The following is a 22,824-nucleotide window of genomic DNA, read 5'->3' as shown; positions in this document are numbered from 1 at the left end:
GGTGTATTGATTTTATGTATTCGTATGGTTTATCAATTCCTGTACAAACGGCGGTTCCGTTCCGGGGGCACCCATGGCCATCACCGACGAAATTCCCAGATCACGCATCACGCTGACCTACCGCACCCAGGTGAATGGCACCCGGGCGGACAAGGCGCTTCCGTTCCGGCTGCTGGTGATGGGGGACTTCTCCCGGGGCACCTCCGCTGACCGCAAGAAGGACCTGGATCAGCGGGAGATCCGCAACCTGGACGGCAAGAACCTGAACCAGGTCATCCAGAACATGGGGATGACGCTGAACTTCAGCGTGCCCAACCGCGTGGACAAGAAGGACCCCGTGGACGGCTCGGCGCCCGCGCCGCTGGAGGTCAACATCAAGCTGGACTCGATGAAGTCCTTCAGCCCGGTGGAGGTGGCTCGCCAGGTGCCGAAGATCAACGCGCTGCTCACGCTGCGCAAGCTGTTGCTGGAGCTCCAGGGCAACCTGGACAACCGCAAGGAGTTCCGCCAGCTGGTGCGCCAGCTGGCGCAGAACCCGCAGGCCGTGGCGAAGCTGAAGACGGAGCTGGCCGCGTTCCAGTCGCTGGGCCTGCCCAAGAAGCTGGCCGCGACGAACCCCACGCCTCCGACGACGTGATGCCGGGCACAAGCCCTTCCCCACGACCTTCCTGAACGAGAGCCATCCGCCATGCCCACCGCCAACACCCCGTCGTCCACCACCGCCACGACGACCGCCGTGGCCGACCCGCCCCTGGACATCCCGTTGTTCCTCTCCAGCGTCCGGCTGGGCGCCGCGCCGCCCGCGCGCGACCCCGCCACCCAGACGGACCTGATGCTGGTCCCCGACGACGCCACCCCCGAGGAGCGCTTCGTCTCCAGTCTGGCGGCCATGGTCTACAACATGGACACCGACGAGGGCCGCTTCGACAAGCAGACGGTGCAGGAGCTGGTGGGCACCATCGACACGCTGGTCGCGGATCAGCTGAACGCCGTGCTGCACGCGCCGGAGTTCCAGGAGGTGGAGGCGCAGTGGACGGCGCTCGCGGACCTGGTGCGCAACACCAACTTCAAGGCCAACATCGAGCTGAGCCTGCTGGACGTCTCCAAGGAGGAGGCGTACTCGGACCTGGAGACGAACGCGGCGGACGTCGCCGGTTCGGAGTTCTTCAAGAAGCTCTACGTCGCTGAGTACGACCAGTACGGCGGTGCCCCGTACGGCGCGCTGGTGGGCCTCTTCGAGTTCGCCAACACGCCGCAGGACATGCTGTGGCTCAAGACGATGGGGAAGATCGCCGCGGCCAGCCACGCGCCGTTCGTGGCCTCCGTGTCCCCGCGCTTCTTCGGCTGCGACAGCATGCGGGAGGTGGCCCAGCTGCGGGACGTGGCCAGCCTGCTGGACTCGCCCAAGTACTCCGCCTGGAACGCGCTGCGCGAAACGGACGAGGCCTCCTACGTGGGGCTCACGCTGCCGCGCTACATCGTCCGGCCCCCCTACAACCCGGAGACCTATCCCGCCCCGGGCATGACCTTCACGGAGGCCGTGAAGGGGGACAAGGAGGAGGAATACCTCTGGGGCAACGCGGCCATGCTGTTCGCCCGCAACCTGGTGCGCTCGTTCGAGACGTCCGGCTGGTGCCAGCACATCCGGGGCCCCCGCGGCGGCGGCCTGGTGGCGGGCCTGCCCGTGCACCTGACGCACCTGCGCGGCGAGGAGGAGATGAAGCTGCCCGTGGAGATGTCCATCCCGGACTTCCGCGAGCTGGAGCTGGCCAATGGCGGCTTCATCCCGCTCATCCACAAGAAGGGCTCCGCGGAGGCCGTCTTCTTCAGCGTCCAGTCCCTCAAGCGTGCCCAGGTGTTCGAGGACCCGAAGGACTCGGAGAACTCGCAGCTGGTCACCAACCTGGCCTACACGTACTCCATCAGCCGCATCGCGCACTACGTGAAGGCCATCATGCGCGAGAACATCGGCAGCACCGCGGGTGCGCAGTACATGCAGCAGCAGATCGAGCGCTGGATCTCCCGCTACGTCACCACGCTGGTGAATCCGGACGACCTCACGCTGCGCTACTACCCGTTCAAGGCCTACAACCTGACCGTGGCGGAAGTGCCCGGCAAGGTGGGCTGGTTCCACTGCAACCTCTCCGTCCTCCCGCACATCCAGTTCGAAGGCATGAACGTGGATCTCCGCGTGGATGCGCGGCTCGGCTGACAAACCCCGCATCAAACAGGAGGACATGAACCATGGGTGATGGACCGCTTGGCATTTCGTGTGACTGGCAGGACACCATCCAGCAGCGCCCCCAGAAGAACAACCCGGTGGGCTACCTGCTGGACATCAAGGGACTGGGCAGGGATGACGGCTCGTTCCCCAAGGGCACCAGCCTCTTCTATACGCCGTTCGACGGTGAGCCCGCGTACAGCGAGGTCAAGGTGGAGGCCGTGGGCGCCAAGAAGGCCGTGCGCTGCGTGGGCCTCATCACCCGGCTCAGCTGGGACGGCGGAAAGCTGGACCCCATCGACTTCACGGTGCTGATCTCCCCGGAGAACAAGCCGGACTTCACCGGGGTCACCAACACGGAGCTGAAGCGGCTCGCGTTCTGGATCTGCGAGTGGGACAGCGCCGCGGGCAAGTGGTACGAGAAGTGCTACCCGCTGGGCGACGAGTCCGGCGGGCCCGCGAACGCGCTGGCCGGGAAGATCAACCAGAAGGGCAGCGAGGTGATGTTCACCGTGGGTGAGCCGGAGTCGGTGGGCGTCACCGACATCAAGTTCTGCCACCTCACGTTCCAGGTCATCCCGGACAAGAAGCACCTGTGCAACTTCCACTACGGCCACAACGTGGAAGCCAAGGACGTGTACAGCTGGGGCTACCGCGAAGGCAGCTCATAGTCGGTGCCGGGGCGGGGAGGGCGTGCGCCGCTCCCCGTTTCCACCGCGTCACCCGGCGGTGCCCCACCGGGTGACGCGGCGCTCCTGGGAGTTGGTGGCGAACTCCAGCGTGGTGCTCTTCTTCGGCGCGGGGACCACCTTGAATTCGAAGCGGTAGAAGCGCACGTCCACGCCGCCCGACAGCGTGACGGGCTGATTGTCCAGGAACACCCGGGGTGCGCCATTCACCGTGTCGATGAGGGCCTCGGCCGTCCGCGGGCTCTTCAGGTGGGCGGCTTCGAACCACTGGTCGCCGTCCTCGTCGAAGGAGACGATGGCCCACGCCAGCTTCAGGCGCAGGTTCTCCAGCGGATTCGAGAAGTGGTTGAGCACGTTGGCCGCCGTGGTCCGGCCTACGTACACCCGGAAGTCCAGGGGGCCGGAAGGGCCGTCCATGGTCAGCTTCTCAATGAGGCCAATGCATTTCACCGTGGGCCCGAAGTCCCCCACCTTGGGCGAGGACAGCGCCAGGTCCTTCTGGAGGTTGAGCCCCCCGCAGCCGTTCCATTCCAGCAGATAGCCCAGCGAGCCACGAAAGCCGGGCCGGTACTGGAAGCCGGTGCGCCAGTTGCATTGGATCTCCAGCAGGTCGGGCTTCTCGAGGGTCATGGCTGTCTGTCCTTGGTAATGAAAGACATGTAACATGAAGTGGAAAGACAGACCATGAGAGACCTGAGCCTGTGCCTGCGCCCGCTCCAGGGCGGCCCGATGGAGCGCCTGGAGGCGCACGACTCGCGCTTCCTGGCGGTGGCGGACCTGGTGCAGCAGGAGTCCTACGCGGAGGCCGCGGACGCCATCGAGGCCCTGGACCGCGAGGGGCTTCATGAGGTGCGGCTCGCGGCCTACTACCTCTTCGCGGCGCTCCGCGAAGAGGGGCTGTCGCGGCTGCCAGAGGTGCTGGAGACGCTGCTGGAGCTGTCGCGGGCGGTGGCGCCCCCGGAGTCGGCCGGAGCCAAGGCCACCAAGCCAGTGGTGTTGTTCGACAAGGCGCTGACGTGGCTGTTCCAGACGCTGCTGAGCGCGCTTCGCTACCACCACGGAAAGAAGGACGCGGGCTGGGAGGCGTGGACGAAGGGCTTCACGGACGGCCGGCGCCGCGACACCCTGCGCGGCATCCAGGCGCTGCAGGCGCAGCTGGAGGCTCCGGGCTACCGCGGTGGAGCCCAGGGGCTCGCGGGCCTGGGGCAGTGGCTGAAGGAGACGCAGGAGCGCGCCGCCGCGCCCGCGCCTCCGGCGGAGCCCGCGCGCCCCGCGGCTCCCGCGAAGGGCCGGGCCGCGAAGGCCGCCGCGCCCGCCCCCGCGCCGTTCCCGCGCACGGTGGGGCCGCTGCAGCTGCGCGGGTCGGCGCACCTGCTGGAGCTGTGCGACAAGCTCAAGGCCTTCGAGGTCCTGGTGGCGCGGGGCGACTTCCAGAAGGCGGCGCTGGTGAGCGACGACGTGCTCCGGACGCTGGAGGACTTCGATCCCCGGCGCTATCTGCCGGAGCTGTTCTCCACCTTCGGGGGCCTGCTCAACCGGCACGTGTCGGACATCCAGGAGCACTGGGAGCGCAAGGACTCGATGGAGTGGCGCACGCTGTCGCAGTTCTACCAGGTGGACCTGGCCGCGTTCGTGGGGCCTGGCGAATGAGGCGGTCCCGGTCATGAGCGGCGCGACGCCGCTGCTGTCCGCGCTGGAGCGGCGCATCCGCGCTCGGGCGAAGGACTTCGACCTGGGGCCGCTGCTGCGGCTGCTGGAGTCGGAGGGCTACGGGCGCGAGCGGATCCTCTTCGAGAGCAACCCGGAGCCGGTGGCGTCGGCGTCGCTGGTGGAGGCGGTGACGTTCCACACCTCCCCGGTGCGGCGCGTGGTGGTGACGCTCAACCTGGGCCTGCTGGGCACGCCGGGCCTGTTGCCCAGCTACTTCCTCCAGGTGGCCGAGCAGCTGCCGGAGCCCGAGCCGTTCCTCGACTTCATCCGCTTCTTCGACCACCGACTGCTGACGGCGCTGGTGGACGCGCTGCACCCGGAGCGGGACGTGGGGCTCGTGGGGGACTGGGAGCGCACGAAGGGGTTCTACCTGCGCATGGTGGGCGTGGACTCGCCGGCGACGCTCCAATGGCTGTTCCAGCAGGTGTTCCCGGAGCTGCGCGTGACGTGCGTGCGCCGTGCCTTCCGCACGCGCTTCTCCGGCATGCGCCCCACCTTCGGGCCCACGCCACTGGACGGCACCGGCATCCTGGGCAACGCCTATGCGACGGACGTGGGCGGCTTCCAGGTGGAGCTCTTCGCGGACGAGGAGGCGGACCTGCGCGGCCGCAACTGGCCCCCGCTGGTGCGCCACCGCTTCCACCGGCACGTGCTGCCGCTGCTCGTGCCCGCGCGCATGCAACTGGAGGTCCTCTTGACGGTGCGCGCCCACGGGCGGGCGGCGCGGCTGGGGCCCACGGGTTCGCTGGGCTACGAGCGGCTGCCGGGCGCGGAAGGCCAGCCGCTGCGGCAGCTCATCTACCTGGGCGACACGGCCGTGCCGGTGGCGGCGCCCGCGCGTCCGGAAGGCGAGCGCCAGGGCATGGCCATGGGCACGCCGAAGGCCGCGAGACGTTAAGGGGGACGGACCATGGGCTTTCTGCACCGGAAGTTCCTGGGGGTGACGGAGACGCCGCGCGAGGCGGTGCTGCGCAACCTGGGCCACCTGCTCCAGGCCAAGCTGGGCGCGGCGTCCGTGCTGCCCGGCTTCGGCCTCACGGAGACGGGCTTCCGCTCGGACGCGGAGCGGCTGGCGGGCCTGGGCGCGGAGATCCGGGAGACGCTGTCGCGCTACGAGCCGCGCGTGGAGGTGCTGGAGATCGACGAGGACCCGGCGCAGACCGAGGGCGCGCCCGGGCTGGTGGTGCACCTGGTGCTGCGGGACACCGGGGAGCCGGTGGACCTGCTGCTGGATCCCGCGTCGCGCCGGCTGCGCGAGCGGCCTGCTGACGCGGCGCCACGGGAGGACGAGGCATGAAGTTCACGGAGCCGCTGAAGGTGTCGCTGGAGCTCAAGGCGGGGGACAAGGACTTCTCCATCCCCGCGGGCAGCCTCAAGCGCCTGTCGGTGAAGGCGTGGTCGCACGGCTTCGAGGCGCGGGTGGAGTGGTGGGTGCGGAGCCGTGAGAGCGCGGACGAGGACACGCTGTTCACCCCTTTCACCGACTCCAAGCCCCTGACGGCGACGCTGAGCATCGAGCGCCGCTACGGGGCGAAGGCGGAGGGGCGCGACGGGCCGGAGGCGAAGCCCCTGAAGTTCGTGGGGCGGGTGGAGGCGCGCCACGTGCGCGAGCGCACCCTGGCGAACGTGAAGGACGCCCCCGTGATGCAGCGGCGCTACCGCATCCGGCTGGTGGACCCCGCGGCGATGCTGTGGCGCCGCCACTTCCCCAGCGGCGTGTGGGTGGACAAGTCGCTCCAGGAGGTCATCCAGGCGAACACGCCCAAGGGGCTGGACGTGGCCTGCGAGTGGGAGTCGGCGAAGACGAAGCATCCCTTGCACGCGCTGGGGCTGGGCGCGGACGAGGACGGCGGGGCCAGCTTCCTCGACTTCCTGCACTGGGTGCAGGCGCGGCGCGACGCGGGCCTCTTCCTGGACCCGGCGACGGGCAAGTACACGCTCGCGGACGCGAAGCCCGAGGGCGGCGAGGCGCTGGCGCTGGCGCGCGACGAGGTGAAGCAGGTGGACCTGCGCTACCCGGAGCCCCGTCGCGACGCGCTGTCGGTGCTCAACAGCTACGTGGACGCCGGCACGCCGCGCAAGGCGGTGGAGAACGCGGACGCGATCTCCGGCGTCCTCACCGAGCGCCTGTTGACCTCCACGCTGGAGGGCACGCTCACGGACCAGGTGTCGCTGGAGACGAAGCGCGTGCGTCCGGAAGGGCCGGAGGTGCGGCTCACCTTCGCGCGCTACCCGCGCGTGGCGCTGGTGCTCAACGGGCTCTACACACTGGGGCCTGACTGGAGCAAGGGCTTCGCGACGCACGGCAAGCAGTACCGCCTCCACACGCTCTCGCTGGAGGCGCGCGCGGTGGAGGCGGAGGCGGAGGCGGCGCCGGACGGCGTGTTCAACGTCTACCGGATGTCGCTCACCGGGGCGCTGGAGGAGGCGGCGGACCCGACCTTCCGGCGCCCCCGCTTCCGCGTGCCGCGCTGGCCCTTCTTCGCGGAGGGGCGGGTGGTCAGCGAGGAGGGCAAGGAGGAGGAGCGCACCTACCAGGTGCGCCAGGACGAGGAGACGTCGCTGGAGTCGTACCGGGTGAAGCTGCCGCTGTGGGACGCGGAGGTGCGCGTCCCCTATGAGCCGCACCAGCAGCCCGGGCACTTCTACTTCCCCGCGGACAAGACGACGCGGATGCTGGTGGCGCTGAACTTCCAGGACGCGCGCCTGGATCGCTTCCTGGAGTGGCGCCCGGGCGCGAGGCTCCCCAAGGAGTCCCAGGGCAACCACCTGCTCCTGGGCAAGACGGACAAGAGCGAGACGTCCGTCCAGCACCTGTACCAGGACTCCAAGCCGCTGCTGCGCATCCAGCGCACGCAGGAGAAGGACACCCAGCTCATCGAAGTGGCCGAGGGCCGGATGTTCCTGCGCGTCCAGGAGAAGGAATAGCCCATGCGGATGGACGAAGCGCTCTATGCGTCGTTCCTGGAGGAGCTTCAGGCGCTGGAGAAGTTCCGCCTGGGCTACACGGCCCTGCACCCCACCGCGCCGCTGGACGGCGAGGACGCGGACGTGCGGCGGCTCACCGAGGCGATGGCGCTGTTCACCGCGCGCACGCGCCGCGCGGGCCAGCGGGCGCTGGAGAAGAGCACGCTGCGGCTGTTCCAGCAGCACTTCGCCTACCTGCTGAATCCGGTGCCCGCGATGGCCATGGTGCGCGCGGAGCCGGATGCGCGCTTCGTGGACGCCGCGGAGCTGCCCCGGGGCACGCCCTTCCTGCTCAACCCGGGGGAGGGCGGCGGGCCCACCGGGCCGCTCACGCTGCGCACGCTCACGCCGCTGCGGCTGTTGCCGGTCCGGCTCACGCAGGCGCGGCTGGAGCGCCAGGGGGATGACGGCGCGCTGCTGCGGCTCGTCTTCGAGGGCGGCTTTCCGCGCAACGACTCGCCCGGCGTGGTGCGCCTGCACATCAACCACCTCAACGACTTCCGGGCCGCGCTGGCGGTGTTCTTCCAGTTGAAGACCTCCGTCCGGTCGGCGACGGTGTGCTTCGACGACGGGGCGGTGGAGCACGAGGTGAAGCCCTTCGACGCGCACGAGGGGCCGGTGCGCTTTGGCGCGCCCCCGCCCGTGCCCGCGGAGGGCGAGCCCTCCGAGCACCCGCTCCAGCGGCTGCGGCAGCTGCTGCACTTCCCCCAGCAGGAGCTGTTCCTGGAGGCCCGCATCCCGCCCGCGCCGCGCAACTGGCAGGGCTTCACCCTGTGCCTGCGCCTGACGGGGCGCTGGCCGTCGGAGCTGGTGCTGGGCCCGGACTCGTTCGTGGCGCACGCGGTGCCGGTGGTGAACCTCCAGCGCGCCATGGCGACGCCGGTGGAGCATGACGGCACGAAGGAGCGCCACGCGGTGCAGCACCCGGATCCATCGGGAGGCTACCGGCTGAACACGGCGGTGGGCGTGTACCAGATGGGCGCGAAGGGCATGGTGCCGCTGCGGCCCGGGGCCATCTCCGGGGGCGCGGACACCTACGAGCTGGAGCACGAAGGCCAGGGGCTGGCGCGCACCGCGTGGCTGGCGGTGGAGATGCCGGACGCGTTCGTGCGGCCGGTGCGGCTGGGCGTGGACGGGCTGTGGCATCAGCCGCTGCCGCCGCGCTTCGACGCCCGGGGCTACCGGCCCGTGCTGGCGGACCGCTTCCTGGAGGGGGTGCCGTGGAGCCTGGTGGGCACGGTGGCCCCCGGCGGCGACAACCCGGTGGAGCACGGCCAGCAGTCGCTGTTGCAGCTGCTGGCGCTGCGCACGCAGCGGTTCATGGGGCGGGACGACCTGCTGTTCGTCCTGGAGGTGCTGGGCGTGCGCACGCAGCGCTACTTCCGGGAGCTGCTGCCGTCCCTGACGGAAGTGAGCGTGAAGCCCAAGCCCTTCGCCCGGAGCGCCGCGGGCTTCAAGTACGTGTACCAGATGGGCTTCGGGCCCATGGACGCGTCGCTGCTGCCGCTGGTGGATCTGCTGTGCGGCCGGCTGGTGGAGCTGCTCGCGTGCTGGAGCGCGGAGGACGTGGTGGAGCTGGAGGTGCGGCTGCCCCAGCGCGAGGCGCCGCTGCGCTACACGCCGCGCGCTTGAGGCTGGCGCGTCACTTCACCTGGGCCTTCATCTGGCCGGGCACGTTGATCTTGATGACGCCGCCCCAGGCGCAGTTGCAGATGGACTTGTCGGTGAGCGCGGGCTTGCCCTTGATGAACACCACGGGCGAGCCGGGGAGCCAGGGGGACACGATGACGGGCAGGCACGGCATGGGCGTGAGCACGCCCATCGCCGCGGCGGTCGCGAGCGCCACGGTGGGGTTGCTCGGCGACTGACACATGCCGAAGGGCGGCACGTTCATGGCGGGGACGTTGTCCATCACCGTGCCCGCGGACGCGGTGGCGTTGACCATGTTGACGGGCAGCACCGACAGCGCCGACGGCGCGGCGCCGAAGCTGCATTGGAGGGCTGCTCCGGACGCGACCTGGGTTCCCATCAGCGTGTCTCCACCCGGGCGCGCAGCGTGGTGAGCGCCAGGAACAAGGGGTCCCTCGACTTCAGCCGCAGGGCGCCCGTGAGGTACTGCGTGCGGCACCAGTCCTCGTCCACCGGCCCGTCCCGCGGGCCCTCGACGCGCCGCGCGTGGAGCGGGAAGCGCTCGATGCGGTCGGGCAGGGCGTCCGGGCCCAGGGCCTGTTCGATGCGGCGGCGCACGTCCGCGTCGCCCACCTCCACGCCCGGCGGCAGGTCACCCGTGAACACCAGCAGCACGCCCCGGTACGCGCCGGCCATGCCGCTCATCGGCAGGGCGAGCCCCACCGCGTCCAGCCGGGGGCCCGGCCCCTCGCGCAGCACCTGGGCCACCTCCGCGAAGGGGAAGATCCGGCCCTCCCGCCGAGGCTCTCGCGCGCCGGCGTAGTGGTACTGGCCCCGGACGCGGGCGAGGACGACGTGCGCGGGCGGACGTCCGTCGTCCGGCAGGGGCGTGAAGAGGCCCGCGTCGCCCGCGGCGTCCTGGCCGCTGCCGGTGAAGTCGCGCAGCGCCCAGGGCCGTCCGGGCGCGGGCGCGGCGTCCGTGTGCACGTCGCCCACGCGCCGGTGGGAGCACAGCACCGCGCCGCCCCAGGTCGCGTCCACGGACACGTTGCCGCCGGGCACGCCCGACAGGCCGCAGGCCTTGAGTCCGTCGCGCCACGCCAGGAAGTCGAACGGGGCCTGCGGATCGCGGAACCACAAACCCACGTTCTTGAGCGGCAGGCGGGCGCGGGCCACCAGGTCGCGCACGGCGGGCGTGAGGCCCAGCGCGCGCACCGGGTGTTCGGTGAGGAGCGCGGGGGAGACCTCCAGGTCCGCGGGCTCCACGTGCAGGTACGTCGCGCCCCTGAGGAGCGTGGTGAAGTACAGCGCGGGCAGGTGCTGGAGCGGGTGGAAGCCCGGCGCGGCCAGGTGCTCGCCGGGGGACAGGCCGAAGGTGAGCAGGCCGTCCACCAGCGCTCCGCGCCACGCGTCCCCGGCGGTGAGCGGCACGGGCACGTCGCCAGGGTCCGCCAGAGGGGAGAACAGCAGGCCCACCGGCTCCGCGGGCTTGTACGTGTACGACAGCAGCGCGGGCGGCACCTGGGTCTGGAGCGGCAGCAGCTGCGCCGCGTACTTGCCCAGGAGCGGCGCCTGATGCGGCTCCGCGGCGACGTGCTGCGGCTCCAGCGTCTCCAGCCGGCGGGCGATGAAGGCGCGTGCGCCGGGCGGCAGCAGGCTCACGCATGCGCCCAGGCCCAGCGCGGCGCAGAGCGACACCATCAGCTCCGGGCCGGGGTGCAGCAGCAGGCACAGCTTCGCGCCTGGCTTCACGCCCAGGCCCGCCCAGGCGGTGGCCCGCCGCGTGGCCTGTTCGTGGAGCTGGCGGTAGCTCAGCGTGCGCCAGCCCTGCACGCGCGAGTAGGTCCGCAGCGCGATGCGGTCCGTGGTGGCGTGGCGTCCCACCAGGTCGTGGAAGAAGTCGTGGTGCTGGCCCGCGCGGCTCTTGAAGGGAGGGCTCCGGCCGACGTGGAGGGGGGCGAGCGCGGCGGCGAACCCGTCTGGGTCCTCCCAGCTCCGCGGGAGCCATCCGGGCACGGTGTCCGGAGGCGGCGTGGTGCCGTCGAACGCGGCGAGGACGGTGCGCGGCTCGAAGGTCATGGCGGAGACGTGGGCGCGGGCTCGGGGGGAAGCAGCTCGCGGGTGGGCACTGGCTCCACGCGCGAATCCGGCGTGCGCTCCGGCCGCGTCTGGAACTCCTCCAGCCGCAGCTGGGGCACGGGCTCCGGGAGCGTCTCCATCCGGGGGGGAGGCTCCTGGCGGAACGACACGCCCAGGAGCACGCGGGCGACGGGGGTCCCGGGCGAGCGTCCCAGGCCGGGGCCCGCGAGCGCATGCAGCTCCAGGCCGTCGGAGAGCGGGAAGTGGCCGCCGCCCAGGATCTCCACCGCGGGCTGGGTCATGTCCCCCGCGAAGGCGGCCTTCACGGCCAGCTCGCCGCGCAGCCCCTGGCCGGCCGTCGTCACCCCCGCGCCCAGGCGGACCTCCAGGGCCTGTCCGGTGGCGCCCGGCGCGGAGAGCGGGTTGCGCGAGCGCAGCAGCACGCCGGCCTCCAGCGTCGGCCGCAGGAAGCCCACCTGCGTGCCCATGGCGGTCAGGGCCCGCACGCGCAGGCCCCGGTCGCGGCCCAGCACCGCCGTGCTGCCAACGGGAAGGCCCACGCCCAGATCCAGGGACAGGTCCAGGGGGTGCTCGTCGCGCCGGGACAACAGGCCCATGCGCGCCTGCACCTCCGGGGTGCCCAGCCCCTGGGAGGCCAGGGGCGTGACGCCCAGGGGACCGGGGTCGTCGCCGCGCTGCCACAGCACGACGGGCACCTGCGCGCCCACCTCCAGCCACGGCAGCACGCCATAGCTGCCCGCGAGGATGGCCGACGTGCGATTGCGCACGGCCTCCAGACGGCGCTCGCCATTGAGGAGCACGAGCGGCAGTTGTTGATACTGGCCCACGAGCCCGACGCTCAATCCGCCGGGAACCCGCAGCTCGCCGTTGCGCATCACCACCGTTCCCCGTCCTGGGTTGATCTCCAGGTGTTCCAGGTCGAAGCCGGGCAGGGCGGTCTGTGCCCCGGCGGGCAGGGCGCTCAACAGGAGCGCGAAGACAGCGCCGTGCGCGGGCAGGGATCTGGGCATGGGAATGATGGCGCGCCGGCCGCTTCCGGCGGGACGCGCTCCACGAGCCTCATGATACCCAGACAGCGTCTCGAAACATAGCCGTGGCGGCTGTATCGGATGAGCAGGGAATGGGTCGAAGCGGCCCTGATGCGTGGGGTTGCCAACTCAGCGGGTCCTGGTGTTCTGGCGGCGGAGGGGCTTCGCGACCTTGTTTCGCTTGTTTGTCTCAGGGGGCTGGAGCGAGCCGGGCCAGGGGCAGCTCGACGATGAAGGTCGCCCCCTGGCCCGGCTCGCTCTCCGCGCGCAGGGTGCCCTGGTGGGCTTCGACAATCTGTCGCGTGATGAAGAGGCCCAATCCCAGTCCGCCGTAATGTCGCGTGGAGACGGCCCGGGTGAATTTCTCGAAGATGTTCTGGAGGCTTCCTGGCGCGATGCCAATGCCTTCGTCCTTCACGCTCAGCCGCGCCCGTCCCCGGATCCTTTCCACCTTGAGCGTCACCGGGCGGCCCGGGCCGTACTTCAGCGCGTTGGAGACGAGGCTGCTCGTCACCTGCTCCAGCCGGTGCCGGTCCCAATGGCCTACCATTCCGGAGGGGGCTTTGATGACGAGCTGGCAGCCCGCCTTCGCCGCCTGGGCCTTGAAGCGCTCCGCCACCGCATGGACCACGGTGGCCAGGTCCACCGCCTCCAGCCGCAGCGGCGCGGAGGGACCCGTGAGCTGCGTCACTTCCAGCAGGTCATTGATGAGCGTGGTCATCTTCCGGACCTGCCCGGAGACGGCCTCCGCGGTGCGCACCACGCGCGCTCTCAGCCCCTCCAGGGACTCGGCCGTCCGGGCCTCGCGCACCAGCGCCTGGAGCTTGAGCTGCAGGGGCGTCAGCGGCGTCTTCAATTCATGGGAGGCCACCGTCAGGAATTCGTCCCGCAGGGACACCGCGTGCTGGAGCTGGGCCTGCGTCTTGCGAAGCTCGGTCACGTCCTGGAGCGCCAGCAGCACCGAAGCGGAGTGGCCGTGCTGGGCGGGCAGGGGGGCCGCCTCCACCAGCACGGAGTAGTGCCCGGTGGGGGTGTGCCAGACGACCGGCTCCGCGTGCACGGGTTTGCCCAGCGCCGCGCGCACGCCAGGGATCTCCTCGCTGGTCAGCTCGCGGCCCTCTTCGTCCGTGAATTGATGGAGGCCCGTGTAGCTCTCCGCGCGCAGGCCCTGCGGCACGTCGCCCCCGGCCATCTGCCGAGCCGCCTGATTCGCGAAGAGCGTCCGGCCGGACTCGGGCTCCATCAGCAGCAGGGCCACGGGTGTCTTGTCCAGCACCGCCTCCAGCCACTGCTGCTGGTTCTCCAGGGACGCGGCCCACTCCTCCAGCTTCTTGCGGGCCTCCACGCGCTCCGTCACGTCGATGGCGAATGACAGCACGGTGTCCACCCGGCCATGCACGTCGCGCAGCGGCTGGTAGGTGATGTCGAAGCTCCGCGTCGAATCCACCCCGCCGCCGTAGTCGGAGGTGACGGGGACCTCCGTCTCCCATTGGGCCTTGCCGGTGGTGTAGGCCAGGTCCAGCATCCGTGAGTACTGCCGCGCCCGGGGCTCATCGATGTCCCGCACGGAGATGCCCGTCACGTCGACCCCTCGCGACAGCACGCGGTAGAGCGGGTTCACCAGCATGAACACCTGCTCTTCTCCGGAGAGGAGGGCGATGGACGCGGGCGCGCTCGTCAGCACGGCGTGGAGCCGCGCTCGCTCGGTCTCCACCTGCGCCTCGGCCTGCTTGCGCTCGGTGATGTCCTCCGCCGTGGACACCCACTCGCGGATGGCGCCCCCGTCGCCGAAGACGGGGACGGCCCGGCCCACCACGTCGCGGTAGCCTCCGGAGTGGTAGCGCAGGCGGAACTCCCCTCGGTACGAGGTGCGCGTGCGCAGGGACTCCACCCAGCCGCGCACCACGCGCTTGCGGTCGTCGGGGTGGATGGCGGCGAGCCAGCCCAGGCCCAGGTGCTCCGCGTGCGTCTGGCCCGTGTAGGCCAGCCAGCGCGGAGCGGGGTCCACCACTTCGCCCCGGGCGTTGGTGGTCCACACCGGCTGCGCCATGGCCTCCACCAGCGAGCGGTAGCGCTGCTCGCTGTCGCGGAGCGCGTCGTGGGCCTTCCGCTGTTCGGTGACCTCCACCACGATGACGCCCGTGCCCAGCAGCACGCCCGTGGCGGTGCGCACCGGGTAGTAGCTGACGAGGAAGTGCCGCTCCACGCCCACCTCCTTGGGCGTCATGCCGCTGATCTCCAGCGTCTGCGGTCCCCCTCCGTCCATGACGCGCTGATACTGGGGGCGCAGCGTGGGCCACAGCTCGGGGAGGACCTCCTGCACCTTGCGGCCCAGGTGGGCGGCGCGCGGAACGCCGTTGATGGAGGCCAGGGCTTCGTTCACCTGGATGAAGCGCAGCTCCAGGTCCACCACGGCGAGGCCCACGGGCGTGCTGGCCACCAGCGTCTCCAGGAGCAGCCGGGAATGCGCCTCGGAGAGGGCTCCGGCGGCCACCGGGTCGAAGCTCGCGCTGGGACTCTCCACGCACGCCTCCTCAGGCTCCGGCCCTTCCCGGCGAGCTTGGAGGCAGGGCCTCGTGACGCCGCTTCCCACCATGGAAGTGGCTTGATCTGGAGGGTGTGCATCCTCGGGGTGTCAGGGCAATCAGCACCCACCCGGGGGCGCGGCCGCTGACTGGCTGGCACCTGCCCAGGCCCAGGCTGCTCGGGCGCCCCCGTCCTCGCGAGCGTCCGGTCGCCGGCCAACACATGGGTTGGCGGGGAACCTCAGGGGCCAGGCCCGCCCTTCGCGTCGCGGTCCTCCAAGCGCTGAGTCGGCTGCCACGGCCAACGCCCGTCGATCTCCACCTCCAGGGTGAAGCTGAGGAACGTGCGGATGAGGACGATGAGGCCCAGGATGATCACCTCGCGCAGCGTGGGGGCTTCGGCGATGGTCCGGATGATGTCCGCCGCGACGAGCAGCTCCAGGCCCAGCAGGATGGTGCGGCCCAGGTGGTGGCGCAGCAGGCGGTAGGCCTCCGCGCGCTGGGGGCCCCGGTAGCCCTGGACCACGAGCAGCACGGAGACGAGCGTCCCCACCACCATCACCCCTACACCCGCGCCTTCGAACAGGCGTGCGGCCAGGGCCACGAATTCGATGAATCGCATGGGCCGCTTCCCCCACCCGGGAAGATGGCGCATGCCCACCGGCCCCACCACCCCATGCCATCCTCCCCGTGGGGCAGGTCCACCGTCGGATTTGTCGCAAGCGCAGACCCCGGGAGGCCTCAAGGGCATACCTCGTCGGAGGTAGAGGCGGGACGTTCCAGGTGGGCTAATGAATCCTCCTGAACGCAACCGGGTCCAGCCGGCGGCTCGAGCGGGTGCGTGACAACCGGTGTTCCCCTGCCAGTAGCGCGAGGAGTTTCGATGTCCGCCAGGAAATCGTCGAGCCTGATTCACGCGATGCAGTCCACCGGTACGCATCACTTCATCGAGCGGACCTATCGAGAAGGGGGCGCCTTCCAATGGGCTCGCGAGACCTTGGTGAACGCCATCGAAGCCGGGGCCACGCGGGTCGAGTACGGCATTGAATGGCAGGCCGTCGCGCGCAAGGGCGTCTACCGGCGGGTCATCGCGGATGACGGCAAGGGCATGCGGCACGATGAGCTCGTTCGGTTCTTCAATACGTTTGGCGGGGGCGGCAAGCCGATTGGCGGCGTCACGGAGAACTTCGGCGTGGGTTCGAAGACGTCCCTCCTGCCGTGGAACCGCTACGGGATGGTGGTGGTGTCATGGGTGGAGGGTGAGCCGTCGATGGTGTGGCTCATGCAGGACCCTGACACCTGCGAGTATGGGTTGAAGTACTGGCACCTCTCCGACGAGGAAGAGGGCGGGGGGAGCATCGAAACGGAGCGGCCGCCGTTCGACGATGAAGAACATGGTTGTGATTGGCGCGCCGTGAAGCCGGATTGGATCAAGGCGCACGGAACGGTCATCGTCCTCCTGGGGAACTCGCCAACGGACGACACGGTGCTGGGCGACCCCAGCCGGGACGAAAGCGGCGTGCATGGAATTCCCAGGTACCTCAATCACCGCATCTGGGAGATTCCGTGCAACACCACCGTCGTGGTGGATGTCCTTCAGAGCGACACCAAGGAGAACTGGCCTCGTGATGCGCAGGAGGCGCAACACCACGGCCTCCGGCCGACCCTCCGGCGCACGGTTCGCGGCGCCCGTCACTGGATTGAATACCCGCGGGGCCATGACGGCGGCAGTCTGGCCGACAAGGGGGCCCTGACGCTGGAGGATGGCACGCGGGTGGATTGGTTCCTCTGGTCCGGTGCGCGCCCCAACATCCACGGCTATGCGGCGCGGTACGGGTACATCGCGGCGCTCTACCGCAACGAGCTGTACAACTATCAGACGCACCATTCGGTCTACCGTTCCCTGGGGGTGAGCGCCTCGCAGGTCCGGCAACTGCTCTGGATCGTGTTCCAGCCGCCGGAGTTCGACGGCGAGGGCCGCAACGGTGCCTTCCCGACCACGGACCGGAACACGTTGAAGCTGCGCGGAGGGCCGGGCGCGAACGACGACCTGCCGTTGAGCGAATGGGCCAGTGAGTTCGCCGACAAGATGCCTGAGCCCATCCGCAAGGCGCTCGCGGAGGCGAGGACAGGCGAGTCCCGGGGCATCGAGGATGAGGCCTGGCGGGACCGGTTGATCGAGCGCTTCGGGGCGCGCTGGAAGATGAGCCGGCTGTCGGCGAGGAAGGACGGCCCGGAGAAGGTCACGCCCGTCCAGCAGGGCGCCCAGCTGACGCTGCCCGGAACGCCGAGCGGGTCACGGCGTCCTCGGTCGGAGACGGTCTCCGCTCGAAGGAGTCCGCGGGGACCGGAGAACCTGGGGTCCACTCCTGGCGCCTCGGCCGCGCGGAGTGCCCGCGTGGGGGGCGGGCTGCCGCACTGCCGCGCCGTCAAGAAGGAGGACATGGATCGTCCGGGGCTCCTCGCGGTCTGGCAGCCACGAGACCCGGAGTACCCCAACGGCGTCGTGCTCCTGAACGTGGAGCACCCGGTCCTGACGCAGCAGATCGCCCACCATCAGGCGCAGTACCCGGATCACTTCGCGGAGGACGTCGCGACGGAGGTCCGCAACGTCTACATGGAAGTGGCCATCGCGAAGATCGCGCACTCGGAGTTCTTCCGCTCCATCCTCCCATCGCCGGAGGTGGACGGGGAGCTCAGGTCGCCCCACGCGTTGACGCTGGCGCTGTTGGGGTTGGTCTCGGAGGACTTCGTCATCCACAACCGCCTGAGCAAGAAGTTCGGCAAGGCGCGGCCGGTCGATTGAGCCCGGGCTTCGGGCGATGTCAGGGAGTTGACGCGCCGGGAAGAGGGGGCGGCAGGGGGCCCTGCCACCCCATTGGTATTCCGCCAATGGATTGGAGGAAGTGCTGACCTGGTGGCGGCGCGGGTGGTAGAGACCGGCACATGACTCAGAGCGGGACTGAAGGGGTGTCGGCCCCGGACTTCCGGGAGGCGATGTCCCGTTGGGCGAGCGGTGTGGCGGTGGTCTCGGTCCGCGACGCGGACGGGGTCGCGGCGACGACGATCAGCTCCTTCAGCTCGCTCTCCCTGACGCCTCCGCTGATCGTGCTGGCGCTGCAGAAGACCTCCCGGACGCTTCAGCGGGTGGAGGCCGCCCGTCACTTCAGCGTGAGCGTGCTGTCCACCACCCAACGCGAGGTGTCGGTCCGATGCGCGAAGGGGGAGGTCGAAGGCCTGGTGTTCGACGAAGGTGCCTTCGTCCAGGACAGCCTGGTGGGCCTGGCATGCAGTCTGTTGGATGTGCACCGTTACGGCGATCACCTGTTGCTGGTGGGCCTCGTGGAGCGCATCCAGCAGGGGGCGGAAGGGGAGCCCCTGCTCTACTGGAACCGGGCGTATCGCGCGCTGACGGCGCACCCGGAGCCAGGGCCCGCCCCGAAGTAGCCGACGAGAAGACGAACCACCCTGAACCCAGAAAGGACGTACCCGATGCCGTTCACGCTGCCCGAGCTCCCGTACAAGAAGGACGCGCTGGCCCCCCACATGAGCGCGGAGACGCTGGAGTTCCACCACGACAAGCACCACGCCGCCTATGTGAACAACCTCAACAAGCTGGTGGAGGGCAAGCCGGAGGCGAACAAGTCGCTGGAAGACGTCATCATGAGCAGCGACGGTGGCGTGTTCAACAACGCCGCTCAGGTGTGGAACCACACCTTCTTCTGGAACTGCATGAAGCCGAACGGCGGAGGCAAGCCGACGGGTGAGCTGGCGGACGCCATCAACCGTGACTTTGGCTCCTTCGACAAGTTCAAGGAGGAGTTCTCCACCGCCGCCGCGACGCAATTCGGCTCCGGTTGGGCGTGGCTGGTGAAGGACGGCGACAAGCTGGCCATCATGAAGACGTCCAACGCGGACCTGCCGATGAAGCACGGCAAGAAGGCGCTGCTCACCATCGACGTCTGGGAGCACGCCTACTACATCGACTACCGCAACCTGCGTCCCAAGTTCATCGAGACGTTCCTCACGAGCCTGGTGAACTGGGACTTCGTGGCGGCGAACCTCAAGTAGTCCAGGCGTGACGTCACGGGAACCGCGCGGCCCGGCTCGGCACGGTCCGGAGCGGCGCGGTTCTCCGCTGGAGGGGGGCTCAGCGGGTCGGGCTCGGTCCTTCCCGATTCCCTTCGCCGGGTAGAGTCGGGAGAGGAACTCGAGGTCGCTGTACGCGTAGGCGTTCCCATCCGCGGAGACCTCTGCCATCGGGAAGTGGCGCTATTGAGCTCGCTTGTCTGGGCGGTGCGTTTGATGGGGGCTGTGCGCCGGGTGCGCTGAAGCAGGATGGCATGAGACTCGAACTCGCCAGGGAGTGCTTCGTCCCCTGGCGGACCCGCTCAGCGCATGAAGAGAGGCCGGAACAGCGTGGACTCGCGCAGGGAGGTGGCCAGCGCGGCGATGTCGTCCGACTGGCCGTCTACCTCCGCGTCGTCGAAGGTCTCCTTCAGGCGGGCTATCATCTCCGCGTGGCCACGAGAATGGAGCAGTTCTCGGAAGACCATGAGGGCGGAATCGCCCATGGACACCCCGAGTGAGTCGCGCGACTGGCCTCCGTCCTGCGCCGGCCGTGTCAGCGCGGTAACCCACTTCATGATGAGGTCCACCGGATCCCGATCCGGGAACCGCTGGCGCACGAGCTGCTGGATGTGTTCGCCACGCTCAACATTCAAGAGGAGCGCAAGGAAATAGCGGTGCTCCGGGTCCTTCACCTGGCTGCGCCGGTCGATGAGCACCGCCTTGCGCATGTACTCCTTGAACACCGGGCGGAGCTCCCCCGCCAGCGCGCCATGCGTGCGCACCGCCACGTCCCAGAAGGCGTCCAGCGCCTCCAGCTTCTTGTGCAACTGGAGCAGCCGCTCGAAGACAAGGAAGCACGTCAGGAGGTCCGAGCGCTCGATGATGCCGGAGATGAGCTGCGTGCGCTCCGGTGGGTTCAGCTCCGCCAGCAGTGATAGGGACTGGAGCACCTTGCTGGTGTGCGCGTCCTCGACACCTGGGTAATAGGCCAGGTGCGGCTTCTTGTATGAGTACTGGTAGCCACCGTCTGGCGAGTGCAGCGTGCGCACCACGCACGTCACCGACGGCCGCTCCAGATGGAAGAGGGAGTGGATGTACCGGTCTCCTCCGAGGATGCGCTGGATGTCGCCCGTGCACAGCCCCGTCACCGACAAGAGCTCCAGGTCTCCGAACGCGACGCGGCTGTTCACCTTGTGCCGCTCGTGCCAGTGGTAGTGCCCATGGACGCTGCTGCCCTGGAGCACTTGGAAGGCGCCACAGAAGCCGTGATGGTGGATGTCGGTGGTGCCGTCCACCCAGTAGTACAGGTCGATGAGTAGACGGGAGTCGGAGAACACCGTCAGCGCGGGCTGGCCAAAGCCCGGACTCGTGGTGAGCTGCTTTGGGAGGTCGCGCGTCCCGTAGAGCCACTCCAAGGGCTCCAGCGTCTTGAACTCCTGATACGGGGCCAGCTCCCGCAGGACCTCGGCCGCGATGTCGGGAAACGCCTCCTCGCTGTGCTGGACCTTCAGCCACCGCTCCTGGAGGAGCCTCCCCATGTCCTGGAAGATGCGCATGCGATTCCCCGCTCACCAGCGTGTCCGAATCCCATACGGACCGGCGGACACCCTAGCTCGATTCCTTTCAAAGTGGCACCCATCGCTCCTGGGCTTTCGAAGAGTGGGTGCGTGGACACGGAGTGTGGCGGGTCAGCGCGCGGCGGAGAGCTGCGCGGACACCAGCTTGGCGTAGAGGCCGCCCAGCTTCATCAGCTCCTCGTGCGTCCCGCGCTCACAGATATGCCCCTCGTCAACGACCAGGATGAGGTCCGCGTTCCAGATGGTGCTCAACCGGTGTGCGATGATGATGCGGGTGCATTGGAGTCGTGCCAGGTTCTCCTGAACCGCGCGCTCCGTCGCCGCATCCAGGGCGCTCGTCGCCTCGTCGAGCAACAAGATTCGCGGTTTGGGCAGCAGGGCGCGAGCGAGCGCCAGTCGTTGAATCTGGCCCCCGGAGAGGGTCGCGCCATTCTCGGCCAGCAGGGTGGCGTAGCCTCCTGGAATCTCAACGATATCGTCGTGGATGCAGGCCTGCTCCGCCGCACGGGTGACATCATCAAGGGTGGCCGTGGGATCTCCCGCGGCGATGTTGTTCCGGATCGTCTGGTGGAAGAGGAAGGGACTCTGCGTCACCACGCCGCACTGCCGCCGCAGGAGGGAGAGGTCGTATTCGCGGATGTCCACGCCATCGAAGCGGACCAGCCCCTCCTCTGGAATGGAGAGGCCAATCAGCAGACGGGCCAGGGTCGTCTTCCCCGACCCCGAGCGCCCGACGATGGCGACGAATTGACCGGGTTCGATGCGCACGGACAGGTTTCGCACCACATACGGAGCGAAGGTTCCATACCGGAAGCTCACGTTCTGCAACTCCACCCGGCCCTCCAGCCGGGGAGGCTGCTTGAGCCCCTCCCCGGCCTGCTCTGGCTTTGCCTGGAAGACGTCCTGGATGCGCTCCAGGTGCGCCCGTACATAATTGAGCTCGACGGTGGTGCTGACGAACGACCCGAGCGGGGTGAGGAACCCCACTGCCAGCGCGAAGAGCCCCAGCATCATTCCCAGGGAGAGCTGCCCCCTGAGCACCAGGTGCGAGCCGTAGCCAAGAACCACGAGCGGCGAGCCGTACTGGATGGCCCGCAGGAGCCCGTCCAGCATGCTCTCGATCCGGCCCCGGTGGAGCTGTGCGTTGAGCAGTTCGGTGAATCGGTCCGTCCACTGCTGGAGCGCCCGGAACTCCCCTCCCATCGTCTTCAGCGTCTCGATGCCCCGCATCATCTCCGCGGCCAGGGCGGATGATCGCCCCTGCAGATGGAGCTCGGAGTCCAATAACTGCTTGCGGGTCCGGAGCGAGAACACCAGGCAGAGGACTTGGAGTGACCCGAGCCCTAGGACGAGCAGCCCCGCCGAGACATCGACCAGGATGAGCGCCCCCAGGTAGAGCAGGGTGAAGAGGCCATCGAGCAGGGAGGCCACCACCGTCGCGGAGAGCGTGTTCTGGATCTGGGTGGTGCTCTGGAGCCGTTCGTGGAGGTCGCCAATCGACCGCACCTGGAAGAAGGCGTAGGGCAGGCGCAGCAGCCGCTCCATGAACTCGAGCTTGAGCCCCAGGCTGAGACGGACCCGCAGGTACAGCACGAGGAACTGTCGGACCCAGCCCGTCGCGAGGTGGAAGCAGAAGAGGATGGCGGCGCCTCCCATGAAGAGGAGGAACAGCTCGTGATCCGCCCGGGGAAGGATCCGGTCCACCACCACGGTGGTGTAGGCGGGGACGAACAAGGCCAGCAGCTGCAGGAAGACGGAAACCACGACGAGCCGGCTGATCGTCCCAGAACTCATGGCCAGGTGCTGGAGGACCTCCCACGCGCTGCGCTGGGCCCTGGCCGGGCGGAGTGCCTCGGTAGGCTCGAAGAGCAACCCGACCCCCGACAGCGAGCGGCGGACCTGCTCGAGGGGCACTGTCCGCCGCCCCATGGCTGGGTCGACGATGCGGATGCTGTCGCCCTCGTATCGCTCGAAGACGACGTAGTGGTTGAGGTCCCAGTGGAGGATGGTTCCTGGGTCGAGGAACTCCAGGTCCTTGATGTCCAGCGCCACCCCTCGCCCGCGCAATCCGAACAGCCGGCCCGTCTCCAGCAGGTCCCTCGCGGAAACACCGGACCTGCTCGGGGCGACCAGCTCTCGCAGCTCCTCGAGCGCGGTGGGGCGGCCGAAGTAGGTGAGCACCATGGCCAGTGAGGCAATGCCGCACTCGTTCACGGTGTGCTGCTGGATGACCGGGATGCCACGCATCCCCTGAATCAATCGCTTCAGGGCGGGAAACCGCTCGACGAGCGCAGCCAGGCCTCGGTC

The 22,824-nt window shown here is 69.4% G+C and carries 19 protein-coding genes; 11 read left to right on the top strand and 8 right to left on the bottom strand.

The window, feature by feature from the left end; all coding sequences use genetic code 11:
• The first annotated feature begins 73 nt into the window (after positions 1 to 73).
• Genes tssB through GTY96_RS28915 form a run of 3 tightly spaced genes read left to right on the top strand, consistent with a single transcriptional unit; the run spans position 74 to position 2,892 of the window.
• Positions 74 to 637 carry a type VI secretion system contractile sheath small subunit gene (gene tssB / locus GTY96_RS28925; protein WP_143904824.1) on the top strand — a complete coding sequence of 188 codons (564 nt, stop codon included), beginning with the start codon at positions 74 to 76 and terminating at the stop codon, positions 635 to 637.
• A 51-nt stretch (positions 638 to 688) separates the two neighbouring features.
• On the top strand, positions 689 to 2,212 hold the full coding sequence (gene tssC / locus GTY96_RS28920; protein ID WP_143904825.1) for a type VI secretion system contractile sheath large subunit: 1,524 nt from the start codon (positions 689 to 691) through the stop codon (positions 2,210 to 2,212).
• A gap of 32 nt (positions 2,213 to 2,244) precedes the next feature.
• On the top strand, positions 2,245 to 2,892 hold the full coding sequence (locus tag GTY96_RS28915; RefSeq protein ID WP_143904826.1) for a hypothetical protein: 648 nt from the start codon (positions 2,245 to 2,247) through the stop codon (positions 2,890 to 2,892).
• Positions 2,893 to 2,940: 48 nt separating this feature from the next.
• Here GTY96_RS28915 and GTY96_RS28910 read toward each other — a convergent pair whose 3' ends face one another.
• Positions 2,941 to 3,540 carry a hypothetical protein gene (locus GTY96_RS28910; RefSeq protein ID WP_143904827.1) on the bottom strand — a complete coding sequence of 200 codons (600 nt, stop codon included), beginning with the start codon at positions 3,538 to 3,540 and terminating at the stop codon, positions 2,941 to 2,943.
• 54 nt (positions 3,541 to 3,594) lie between these two features.
• Between GTY96_RS28910 and GTY96_RS37315 the strand changes: the two genes are divergently transcribed.
• From GTY96_RS37315 to GTY96_RS28885, 5 genes are read left to right on the top strand one after another with little or no spacing between them, the layout of a single operon-like run.
• On the top strand, positions 3,595 to 4,560 hold the full coding sequence (locus GTY96_RS37315) for a type VI secretion system protein IglI family protein (RefSeq protein ID WP_186002027.1): 966 nt from the start codon (positions 3,595 to 3,597) through the stop codon (positions 4,558 to 4,560).
• 13 nt (positions 4,561 to 4,573) lie between these two features.
• Positions 4,574 to 5,518 carry a type VI secretion system baseplate subunit TssG gene (locus tag GTY96_RS28900; protein ID WP_161666426.1) on the top strand — a complete coding sequence of 315 codons (945 nt, stop codon included), beginning with the start codon at positions 4,574 to 4,576 and terminating at the stop codon, positions 5,516 to 5,518.
• 12 nt (positions 5,519 to 5,530) lie between these two features.
• Positions 5,531 to 5,917, top strand: coding sequence for a GPW/gp25 family protein (locus tag GTY96_RS38425; RefSeq protein ID WP_143904829.1), 387 nt, complete (start codon positions 5,531 to 5,533; stop codon positions 5,915 to 5,917).
• A complete protein-coding gene (locus tag GTY96_RS28890; RefSeq protein WP_143904830.1) occupies positions 5,914 to 7,548 on the top strand; it encodes a hypothetical protein in 1,635 nt (544 codons plus the stop codon). Before GTY96_RS38425 ends, GTY96_RS28890 begins: the two co-directional genes overlap by 4 nt.
• A 3-nt stretch (positions 7,549 to 7,551) precedes the next feature.
• Complete coding sequence (locus GTY96_RS28885; RefSeq protein WP_143904831.1) at positions 7,552 to 9,219, top strand: type VI secretion system baseplate subunit TssF; 1,668 nt, start codon at positions 7,552 to 7,554, stop codon at positions 9,217 to 9,219.
• A 10-nt stretch (positions 9,220 to 9,229) separates the two neighbouring features.
• Here the strand turns inward: GTY96_RS28885 and GTY96_RS28880 are convergent, their stop codons facing one another.
• The 5 genes from GTY96_RS28880 to GTY96_RS28860 all read right to left on the bottom strand — a co-directional run bounded on the left by GTY96_RS28880 (position 9,230) and on the right by GTY96_RS28860 (position 15,491).
• Entirely contained in the window at positions 9,230 to 9,616 is a 387-nt protein-coding gene (locus GTY96_RS28880) for a DUF4280 domain-containing protein (RefSeq protein WP_143904832.1), read from the bottom strand.
• The gene (locus tag GTY96_RS28875) at positions 9,616 to 11,295 is read right to left on the bottom strand and encodes an AMP-binding protein (protein ID WP_161666425.1); all 1,680 of its coding nucleotides are present in this window, start codon (positions 11,293 to 11,295) and stop codon (positions 9,616 to 9,618) included. Before GTY96_RS28875 ends, GTY96_RS28880 begins: the two co-directional genes overlap by 1 nt.
• Entirely contained in the window at positions 11,292 to 12,326 is a 1,035-nt protein-coding gene (locus GTY96_RS28870) for a hypothetical protein (RefSeq protein WP_161666424.1), read from the bottom strand. Before GTY96_RS28870 ends, GTY96_RS28875 begins: the two co-directional genes overlap by 4 nt.
• Before the next feature lie 208 nt (positions 12,327 to 12,534).
• On the bottom strand, positions 12,535 to 14,868 hold the full coding sequence (locus GTY96_RS28865) for a PAS domain-containing sensor histidine kinase (protein WP_161666423.1): 2,334 nt from the start codon (positions 14,866 to 14,868) through the stop codon (positions 12,535 to 12,537).
• A gap of 242 nt (positions 14,869 to 15,110) precedes the next feature.
• Complete coding sequence (locus tag GTY96_RS28860; protein ID WP_143904836.1) at positions 15,111 to 15,491, bottom strand: DUF1622 domain-containing protein; 381 nt, start codon at positions 15,489 to 15,491, stop codon at positions 15,111 to 15,113.
• 261 nt (positions 15,492 to 15,752) lie between these two features.
• On the opposite strand from GTY96_RS28860, the gene GTY96_RS28855 reads away from it, so the two are divergent.
• The 3 genes from GTY96_RS28855 to GTY96_RS28845 all read left to right on the top strand — a co-directional run bounded on the left by GTY96_RS28855 (position 15,753) and on the right by GTY96_RS28845 (position 18,940).
• Positions 15,753 to 17,675 (top strand): hypothetical protein, encoded by a 1,923-nt coding sequence (locus GTY96_RS28855; protein ID WP_161666422.1) that lies wholly within the window; start codon positions 15,753 to 15,755, stop codon positions 17,673 to 17,675.
• Between the two features lie 140 nt (positions 17,676 to 17,815).
• Complete coding sequence (locus tag GTY96_RS28850) at positions 17,816 to 18,316, top strand: flavin reductase family protein (protein ID WP_143904838.1); 501 nt, start codon at positions 17,816 to 17,818, stop codon at positions 18,314 to 18,316.
• Positions 18,317 to 18,361: 45 nt separating this feature from the next.
• Positions 18,362 to 18,940: a superoxide dismutase gene (locus GTY96_RS28845; protein ID WP_143904839.1), complete on the top strand. Its 579-nt coding sequence runs from the start codon at positions 18,362 to 18,364 to the stop codon at positions 18,938 to 18,940.
• Positions 18,941 to 19,260: 320 nt separating this feature from the next.
• Here the strand turns inward: GTY96_RS28845 and GTY96_RS28840 are convergent, their stop codons facing one another.
• Both GTY96_RS28840 and GTY96_RS28835 read right to left on the bottom strand, forming a co-directional pair.
• Positions 19,261 to 20,496: a hypothetical protein gene (locus tag GTY96_RS28840; RefSeq protein WP_161666421.1), complete on the bottom strand. Its 1,236-nt coding sequence runs from the start codon at positions 20,494 to 20,496 to the stop codon at positions 19,261 to 19,263.
• Positions 20,497 to 20,628: 132 nt separating this feature from the next.
• Entirely contained in the window at positions 20,629 to 22,764 is a 2,136-nt protein-coding gene (locus GTY96_RS28835) for a peptidase domain-containing ABC transporter (protein ID WP_161666420.1), read from the bottom strand.
• Between the last annotated feature and the right edge of the window lie 60 nt (positions 22,765 to 22,824).

This window comes from Corallococcus silvisoli (assembly GCF_009909145.1).
In the GTDB taxonomy this organism is placed as follows: domain Bacteria; phylum Myxococcota; class Myxococcia; order Myxococcales; family Myxococcaceae; genus Corallococcus; species Corallococcus silvisoli.
Note: the sequence above shows the minus strand (reverse complement) of the source record. Positions and strands in the feature narration are given on the sequence as shown.